Below are 8,042 nucleotides of genomic sequence, written 5' to 3'. Positions count from 1 at the left end.
TCGGAATTCACGGTGCTTCACCTTGGACTGGGTTCATTTCATCGAGCCCACCAGGCCGTTTATCTTCAGCGGTTGATCGACGCGGGCGACACCCGTTGGTCCATCGTGGGCGCCAACATCCGGCCCGACATGGCCGAGGTCGTCGCGGCCTTGCAGGCACAGGGCGGGCGTTACACGCTGGAAACCGTATCGCCGGCCGGCGAATACCGCTATGAACAGATTGAGGCCATCCGCGAAGTGCTTCCCTGGGAAGACTCGCTGGCTGCGGTGATCTCTCGCGGCGCGGCGCCGTCCACGCGCATCGTTTCATTCACCGTGACCGAGGCAGGCTACTACCTCGACACGAAAGGCAAGCTGGACTTGTCTTTCAATGATCTCGCGGCAGACCTTGAGCGCGCACGCCGCGGCGAGGCGGGCGGGGAGGGCGTGACCATCTACGGCGCCGTCTGCGCGATCCTGCGTGCGCGCAAGGCGGCGCAGGCCGGCCCCGTGACCCTGCTCAACTGCGACAACCTGCGCCACAACGGCGACCGCTTTCGTGACGGGCTGCGCGAATTCATTGAACTCACAGGCGACACCGGGCTGCTTTCGTGGGTCGCGGGGAACACCCGCTGCCCCAACACGATGGTCGACCGTATCACGCCGCGTCCGCCACCCGAGCTGCGCGCTCGCGTCAAGGCCGCCACGGGGCGGGATGATGCGGCTGCGATCACTGGCGAGAGTTTCATTCAATGGGTGATCGAAGACAACTTCGCGGCCGGGCGCCCCGACTGGGGCCGTGTGGGCGTGGAACTGGTCGAGTCGGTGCAGCCCTACGAGGAGGCCAAGATCCGCATCCTCAATGCCACGCACAGCTGCATTGCCTGGGCCGGCACATTGGTCGGGCTCGATTTCATCCACGAAGGAACACACCACGCGGCAATCCGGAAGATGGCCTACGACTATGTGACCGACGACGTGATTCCCTGCCTGAGTTCTCCCGACTCTCCCGGGCCGATCGACCTCACAGCGTACCGCGATGTGGTGCTCGAGCGCTTTGGAAATCCTGCGATCCGCGACACCAACCAACGCGTGGCGGCGGACGGTTTCTCAAAGATTCCAGGGTTTATCGCGCCCACGGTACGGGAGCGGCTCGCCGCGGGACAGCCAATCGACAGCGTCGCAATGCTGCCTGCGCTGTTCCTTGTTTTCCTGCGGCGCTGGCACCGGGGAGCGCTGCCCTATGTCTACCAGGACCAGGGTATGGACGAGGCCGTGGCCCGCGCGATCTGTGACGCTGTCGATCCTGTGCGCGCGCTGTGCTCCGACGCGGGGCTATGGGGCAGTGCCGCAGGCGATACACGGCTGACGGATGCCGTGCGCGGCGCGATCGGGCGGGTAGCCGGCTTTGTCAATTCAGGGGTAAAAAGAACATGAGCGAACGTCTGAAGGACCGTCATGTGCTTCTGACGGGTGCCGGTGGCGGCATCGGTCTGGCGGTGGCTGAAGCCTGCATCGCCGAGGGCGCGCACTGCAGCGTGGTCGACCGGGCCGTGGTGACGCCTGAAGTCGTGCAGGCACTGCAAAAACGCCATCCCGGCCGCCTGGTCTACATCGCGGCGGACGTGACGGACGCCCGGGCGATTGCGCACCTGCTGGCGCAGGCACAGGCCGCTTTTGGCCCCATTCATACTCTGTTCAACAACGCGGCCGTGTTCGATCTCGCGCCCCTGCTTGACAGTGATGAGGCTTCTTTCGACAGGCTTTTTGCCGTCAATGTGAAAGGCATGTTCTTTGTCATGCAGGCCGTGCTTCGCCACATGGTCGAAGCCGGCACGCAGGGCGCGTCAGTCATCAACATGGCCTCGCAGGCCGGGCGGCGTGGCGAAGCGCTGGTGTCGCACTACTGCGCCACCAAGGCCGCGGTCATCAGCTACACCCAGAGTGCCGCATTGGCCATGGCGCCGCATGGCATTCGCGTCAACGGCATCGCACCCGGTGTGGTCGATACACCGATGTGGGACCACGTCGACAGCCTCTTCGCCAGGGCAGAGGGGTTGCCCCCGGGAGAAAAGAAGCGGCGTGTGGGCCTGGAAGTGCCGCTCGGCCGCATGGGTGTACCGGCCGACATCGCGGGAGCGGCCGTATTTCTGGCCAGCGATGAGGCGCGTTACATCACGGCGCAGACCCTGAATGTCGATGGCGGCAACGTCATGAGCTGATTTTTAGGGGTGGAGCGCGATGAATGAAGACTTCCATCTGTACCTCGACAGTGCCGACCTGGCTGAGCTGCAGGCGTGCCTGCCGCATCCGGTGGTGCACGGCGTGACCACCAACCCCACGCTGCTGCGGCGAGCGGGTGTCGGGCGCGCCGCGGTGCCCGGCCTCCTGGCGCGCTGTATCGAACTGGGTGCGCGGCAGGTGCAGGCGCAGGTGTATTCCAGCGAAGTCGATGGCATGCTTGAAGACGCGCAGGATCTTTTGCCGCACTTCGAGCGGGGTCAGCTGGTCGTGAAAATCCCCGCCACGCGCCAGGGCTTCGATGCCGGCGCCCGGCTTGTCGCGCAAGGTGTGCCGGTCACGTGGACGGCTGTCTACGCGCCTGAGCAGGCGCACTTTGCCGCCCAACTGGGCGCGGCTTATGCGGCACCCTACCTGGGACGGCTTGAGGACGCTGGTGTGGACGGGCTGGCGCTGATCGCGCAAATGCAGGCGCTGGTAGCGCAGCGGCCTTCGTCCGGCACCCGACTTCTGGTGGCGARCATCCGCTCCCGCGAGGCCTGTCTTTCCTTGCTCCGATTAGGTGTGGGCGCCATCACAATTGCGCCGCGCCTCTTTGCAGAATTGCTCGATCATCCCGCCACGCTGGCTGCCGAGCGCGGGTTCCTGGCCGACGCCCGCGCCTTGCCCTGACAGAGGACAATCCGGAAACCATGCGCATTGCACTCACGGGCGAAGCCCTGATCGATTTCACCGCCGACGAGGCGGGCACGCTGGCGTTCCTGGGCCACGAGGGCGGCTCGCCGCTCAACACGGCTGTCGCCTGCGCGCGCCTCGGACAGCCCACTGGCTTCCTCACGCAGCTGTCGACCGACCTGTTCGGCGAACGCTTGATGCGTTTTCTCGAACGCAACGGCGTGGACACCCGTTTTATCCTGCGCAGCCATGCGCCGTCGACCCTGGCCTTCGTTGAGCGCACACCGCAGACCAACCGCTATGCCTTCTACACGCACGGCAGCGCCGATGCGACCTGGGCACCCGAGCCGCTGCCGCAGTTGCCGGCTGAATGCCGCTTTCTTCATTTCGGTTCGATCGCGCTCCTGCAGGAACCTGCGGCCACGCGCATCACCGGGCTGATGACTGCCAACGCCGGGCGCCGTGTGATCGTGTTCGATCCCAACGTGCGGCCCAGCCTGATTTCCGATATGGCAGCCTACCGCGCGCGCGTCATGAGCTGGTTTGCGATGGCCGATCTGGTCAAGCTCAGCGACGAAGATGCCGGACTGCTGGCGCCCGGCAGGCCTGTCGATGCGTTGGCAGCGGGTTGCCTGCACGCCGGTGCGCGAGCGGTCATCGTCACGCGCGGCGCCGGCGGTGCCACGCTCTGGCGCACGGGGCACGAGCCGTTGACTGTGGCGGCACCGCGTGTGAAGGTGGTCGACACCATCGGCGCGGGTGACACTTTTACGGCCGGGCTTTCAGTCTCGCTGCTTGCGCATGGCGTCGAACACCCGGCCCAGCTTGGCGAGCTGAGCGGCGACGCCTGGCGCGCAGTGATGCGCTTCGCCGCCACGGCCGCCGCACTGAACTGCACCCGTGAAGGCGCTGATCCGCCTACGCTGGAGGCCGTTCACGCTGCGCTCGTGCGGGAGGACAATGAGACGGTTGCTTCACGGTCCTGACCCAGACTGCCATGACAACGTCCACATCCAAACGCTCGATCCCCCGTCAGCGCCAACCCGAGCTGGAGCGCGATATTGCGCGCTCCCCATCGCTCGGTTACGAGGCACCTGAAACCGGTCTGGTGCGCTGTCTTGCACACGGCTTCCCGAGCCCGCTGGTACGCTGGCATTTTCATGAAGAGTATGAACTGCACCTGATCACCGAGACCTCGGGCAAGGCGTTTGTCGGCGACTGGATCGGACCGTTCCAGCCCGGTCATCTGGTGTTGTGCGGCCCGCGCCTGCCGCACAACTGGATTTCGCTTGACGTGCCCGAAGGCGGTGCCGCGGGACGCGACCGGGTGATCCAGTTCCATCACGAGCCCATCGAGCGCGCGGCAACCGGAATTCCTGAATTGCGCGAAGTGATGCAGCTGCTCGAACGGGCACGCCATGGCATCGAGTTCTTCGGCATGTCGCAGCAGGCGCAGACGCACTGGGACAACATCAAGGCCGCGCGTGGAGTGCGCCGTCTCGGCCACTTTTTTGAATTCATGGCCGACCTGGCGCAATGGACGGACTACCGGCTGCTGTCGAGCGTACAGATGCAGGGCACACAGGGCGCTGATGGCGACGCGCAGGTTGACCAGATCAACGGCATCGTCAACCGCATTACCGCCAACATGGCGGAGCCGATCTCGATGTCGGTCGTGGCGGCCGAGCTCGGCATGAGCGAGAGCCGCTTCAGCCGCTTCTTCCAGCGCTCCACCGGCAACAGCTTTACCGACTTCGTCAACCGTGTGCGCATCAACAGCGCGTGCCACCTGCTGATGCAGACCGACCACAACGTCACCGACATCTGCTATCAGGTCGGTTTCAACAATGTCGCAAACTTCAACCGGCGTTTCCTGGAGATCAAGGGCATGACGCCTACCGAGTTCAGGCGGCAGACAGACGACCGTTTTGGCCGATTATCCTGATGGTCCTGTAGCGTGAAATTAAAACTTGTACCCCAGTTGCAAGGTGAAGCAATCAGGGTCAAGGCCCACATCGATGGTCTGGTTGGTACTGAGCGTGCCGCGGGTTTTCAGGAAAGTCTTGGTATAGCTGGCTTCTACAAACCATTTTTTGTCGAGGTTGAAAATACCGCCCAGTTGCAACGCGGGGGCAAATTTCGACTTGAAGGATACGCTTGTGGCGGGACCGCCTGGGTTGGTCAACGCGGTCAGCAGGGCTGTGCCGCGTTCCTTGTAGAACTTCACGTAGGAGAGGCCCGCACCCAGGTTAGGACGAAACCGGGCGTCGGCATCAAGAAACCGGTATTGCGCGATCAGCGTGATGGGCAAGGCCCGGGTGTCGGCCACTGTGCCAACGCCAGCGAGCACACCTGCGCCGCTGACGTCATGCCTGAAGCCCAAACCGAGCGGCAGGTGCAGGCTGATGTGGTCGGTGACCATGTAGTTTACGGCGGCCGTTAACCTGGAACTGTTGCTGACGTCGACTTTCGCGCCCTGAATTACGCCAGTTCCGGACGGCGCCGAAAGGCTGCCGCTGTTCACGGAAGGCGCAATCCGCGTGACGCCGGCCGACACGGACCATGTGCCTGCCTGTTGTGCAAAGCCGTATACGGAAGAAACCGCCAGGGCGGCCGCTATGAAGAGTTTCTGGGAGGGATTCATGGGCAAGTGCGAATGCGGGATGTGTTCGGGTTGCTATGGCGTCATTGTTTGTGCCGGCGGTATTCGCGCCATCGCACGGGGCGAGGGAAGTCATCCGGTGGCTCATGAGAAATCATGGTAGCGGCAGGCGCCAACGTGCAGCATCTTCCTCCCCGTTTTTGTGAAGAGACTGTGGCGCCGCAGACGAAAGGCCTTGCTGTGTGAAAACGTTTTTCGTACAAAGTGGACGAGCAATAAAAAAAGGGCCGCGAAAGCGGCCCTTTTTTGATGGAGCGAAAAGCTCAGGCAGGCATTACATGCCCATGTCGCCCATGCCGCCCATTCCACCCATGCCGCCTGGCATGCCGCCGCCGGCGCCGGACTCTTCTTTCGGAGCTTCGGCAATCATGGCTTCGGTCGTCAGCATCAGGGATGCGACGGAGGCTGCATTCTGCAGTGCGGTGCGGGTGACCTTCGTGGGATCCAGGATACCCATTTCGATCATGTCGCCGTAGGTGTCGTTGGCTGCATTGAAGCCGTAGTTGCCCTTGCCGGCCAGAACCGCGTTGACCACCACAGAGGCTTCGCCGCCTGCGTTGTAAACGATTTCGCGCAGGGGGGCTTCGATGGCGCGCAGCACCAGCTTGATACCAGCATCCTGGTCAGGATTGTCGCCGGCGATCTTGCCAGCAGCTTGCTTGGCGCGCAGCAGGGCGACGCCACCGCCGGCCACAATGCCTTCTTCCACGGCAGCGCGGGTAGCGTGCAGCGCGTCTTCCACGCGGGCCTTCTTTTCCTTCATTTCGACTTCGGTGGCAGCGCCAACCTTGATCACGGCAACACCGCCGGCCAGCTTGGCCACGCGCTCTTGCAGTTTTTCACGGTCGTAGTCGCTGGTCGCTTCTTCGATCTGGACGCGCACTTGCTTGACGCGTGCTTCGATGTCGGCAGCGGCGCCGGAGCCGTCGATGATGATGGTGTTTTCTTTGCCCACTTCGATGCGCTTGGCTTGGCCGAGGTCAGCCAGCGTCACTTTTTCGAGCGACATGCCGACTTCTTCAGCGATGACCTTGCCGCCGGTCAGGCAGGCGATGTCTTCCAGCATGGCTTTGCGGCGGTCGCCGAAGCCAGGGGCCTTCACAGCCACAACCTTCAGGATGCCGCGCAGGGTGTTCACCACCAGAGTTGCCAGGGCTTCGCCCTCGACTTCTTCGGCAATGATCAGCAGCGGACGACCGGCCTTGGCGACTTGCTCCAGGGTGGGCAGCAGGTCACGGATGTTGCTGATCTTCTTGTCGTAGAGCAGAACAAACGGGTTGTCCAGCAGTGCGGACTGCTTTTCAGGGTTGTTGATGAAGTAAGGGGAGAGGTAGCCGCGGTCGAACTGCATGCCTTCGACGACGTCGAGTTCATTTTGCAGGGACTTGCCGTCTTCTACGGTGATCACGCCTTCTTTACCAACCTTGTCCATTGCGTCGGCAATGATCTTGCCGATGGATTCGTCGGAGTTGGCGGAGATGGAGCCGACCTGGGCGATTTCTTTCGAAGTCGTGGTGGGCTTGGAAGCCTTCTTGAGCTCTTCGGTCAGGGCCAGCACGGCCTTGTCGATACCGCGCTTGAGGTCCATCGGGTTCATGCCGGCGGCCACGTATTTCATGCCTTCGCGGACGATGGCTTGGGCCAGAACGGTAGCGGTGGTGGTGCCGTCGCCGGCGTTGTCGGAGGTCTTGGAAGCGACTTCCTTGACCATCTGCGCGCCCATGTTCTGCAGCTTGTCCTTCAGTTCGATTTCCTTGGCGACGGACACACCGTCCTTGGTCACCGTGGGGGCGCCGAACGAGCGCTCCAGAACCACGTTACGACCTTTGGGGCCCAGGGTTACCTTGACGGCGTTGGCCAGGATGTTCACACCCTCGACCATGCGTGCGCGGGCTTCGCCGCCGAAAATTACGTCTTTTGCTGCCATGATGCAGATTCCTTAAAGTTTATGGATGAAATCGCCTGCTAGCCCAAGTAGGAGATGCGCCAGCAGCTATCAAATAAATAGCAGAAGAGAGGTTACTTCTCGACCACTGCAAACAGGTCTTCTTCTTTCATGACGAGCAGTTCGTCGCCGTCGACCTTGACGGTCTGGCCGCTGTATTTGCCGAACAGCACGCGGTCGCCAACTTTCACGCCCACGGGGCTCAATTCGCCCTTGTCGTTCTTCTTGCCTGGGCCAACGGCCAGCACTTCGCCCTGATCAGGCTTTTCAGCGGCGCTGTCAGGAATGACGATGCCGGAAGCGGTTTTGGTTTCGTTTTCCACGCGTTTGACGATCACGCGGTCGTGCAAAGGACGAAGTTTCATGAGAGCTCCTTGTTTGAGAACAATGGTTTTGGGAATCAAAAAGCACCCGCGTAAAAGTGAGTGCCTGTTAACTTGGTGGATTGACTGGGCTTTGTTAGCACTCAATACCATCGAGTGCTAATCATAGAGGCAATCAGGCCTGTTTTCAAGGTGGCGCCGCTGAAAACTGCTGTTT

Annotated in this window: 8 protein-coding genes; 5 read left to right on the top strand and 3 right to left on the bottom strand. The window is 62.3% G+C overall.

The features are described from left to right. Window positions 1–12 precede the first annotated feature (12 nt). Genes dalD through AC1D1P_RS09150 form a run of 5 tightly spaced genes read left to right on the top strand, consistent with a single transcriptional unit; the run spans window position 13 to window position 4,840 of the window. Entirely contained in the window at window positions 13–1,416 is a 1,404-nt protein-coding gene (gene dalD / locus AC1D1P_RS09170; protein ID WP_477672752.1) for a D-arabinitol 4-dehydrogenase, read from the top strand. Then, window positions 1,413–2,201, top strand: coding sequence for an L-iditol 2-dehydrogenase (locus tag AC1D1P_RS09165; RefSeq protein ID WP_477672751.1), 789 nt, complete (start codon window positions 1,413–1,415; stop codon window positions 2,199–2,201). The genes dalD and AC1D1P_RS09165 overlap by 4 nt, the downstream gene beginning before the upstream one ends. A 19-nt stretch (window positions 2,202–2,220) precedes the next feature. Beyond that, window positions 2,221–2,892, top strand: coding sequence for a transaldolase family protein (locus tag AC1D1P_RS09160; RefSeq protein WP_477672750.1), 672 nt, complete (start codon window positions 2,221–2,223; stop codon window positions 2,890–2,892). A gap of 20 nt (window positions 2,893–2,912) precedes the next feature. Further along, entirely contained in the window at window positions 2,913–3,881 is a 969-nt protein-coding gene (locus AC1D1P_RS09155; RefSeq protein ID WP_477672749.1) for a carbohydrate kinase family protein, read from the top strand. Window positions 3,882–3,892: 11 nt separating this feature from the next. After that, a complete protein-coding gene (locus AC1D1P_RS09150; RefSeq protein WP_477669905.1) occupies window positions 3,893–4,840 on the top strand; it encodes an AraC family transcriptional regulator in 948 nt (315 codons plus the stop codon). An 18-nt stretch (window positions 4,841–4,858) separates the two neighbouring features. Here AC1D1P_RS09150 and AC1D1P_RS09145 read toward each other — a convergent pair whose 3' ends face one another. The 3 genes from AC1D1P_RS09145 to AC1D1P_RS09135 form a co-directional block, all read right to left on the bottom strand. Continuing rightward, window positions 4,859–5,539: an OmpW/AlkL family protein gene (locus AC1D1P_RS09145; protein ID WP_477672748.1), complete on the bottom strand. Its 681-nt coding sequence runs from the start codon at window positions 5,537–5,539 to the stop codon at window positions 4,859–4,861. 292 nt (window positions 5,540–5,831) lie between these two features. Then, the gene (gene groL, locus AC1D1P_RS09140; RefSeq protein WP_411877453.1) at window positions 5,832–7,484 is read right to left on the bottom strand and encodes a chaperonin GroEL; all 1,653 of its coding nucleotides are present in this window, start codon (window positions 7,482–7,484) and stop codon (window positions 5,832–5,834) included. 92 nt (window positions 7,485–7,576) lie between these two features. Next, complete coding sequence (locus tag AC1D1P_RS09135) at window positions 7,577–7,867, bottom strand: co-chaperone GroES (protein WP_007872916.1); 291 nt, start codon at window positions 7,865–7,867, stop codon at window positions 7,577–7,579. Between the last annotated feature and the right edge of the window lie 175 nt (window positions 7,868–8,042).

This window comes from Polaromonas sp. P1_E1_2 (genome assembly GCF_056406035.1).
Note: the sequence above shows the minus strand (reverse complement) of the source record. Positions and strands in the feature narration are given on the sequence as shown.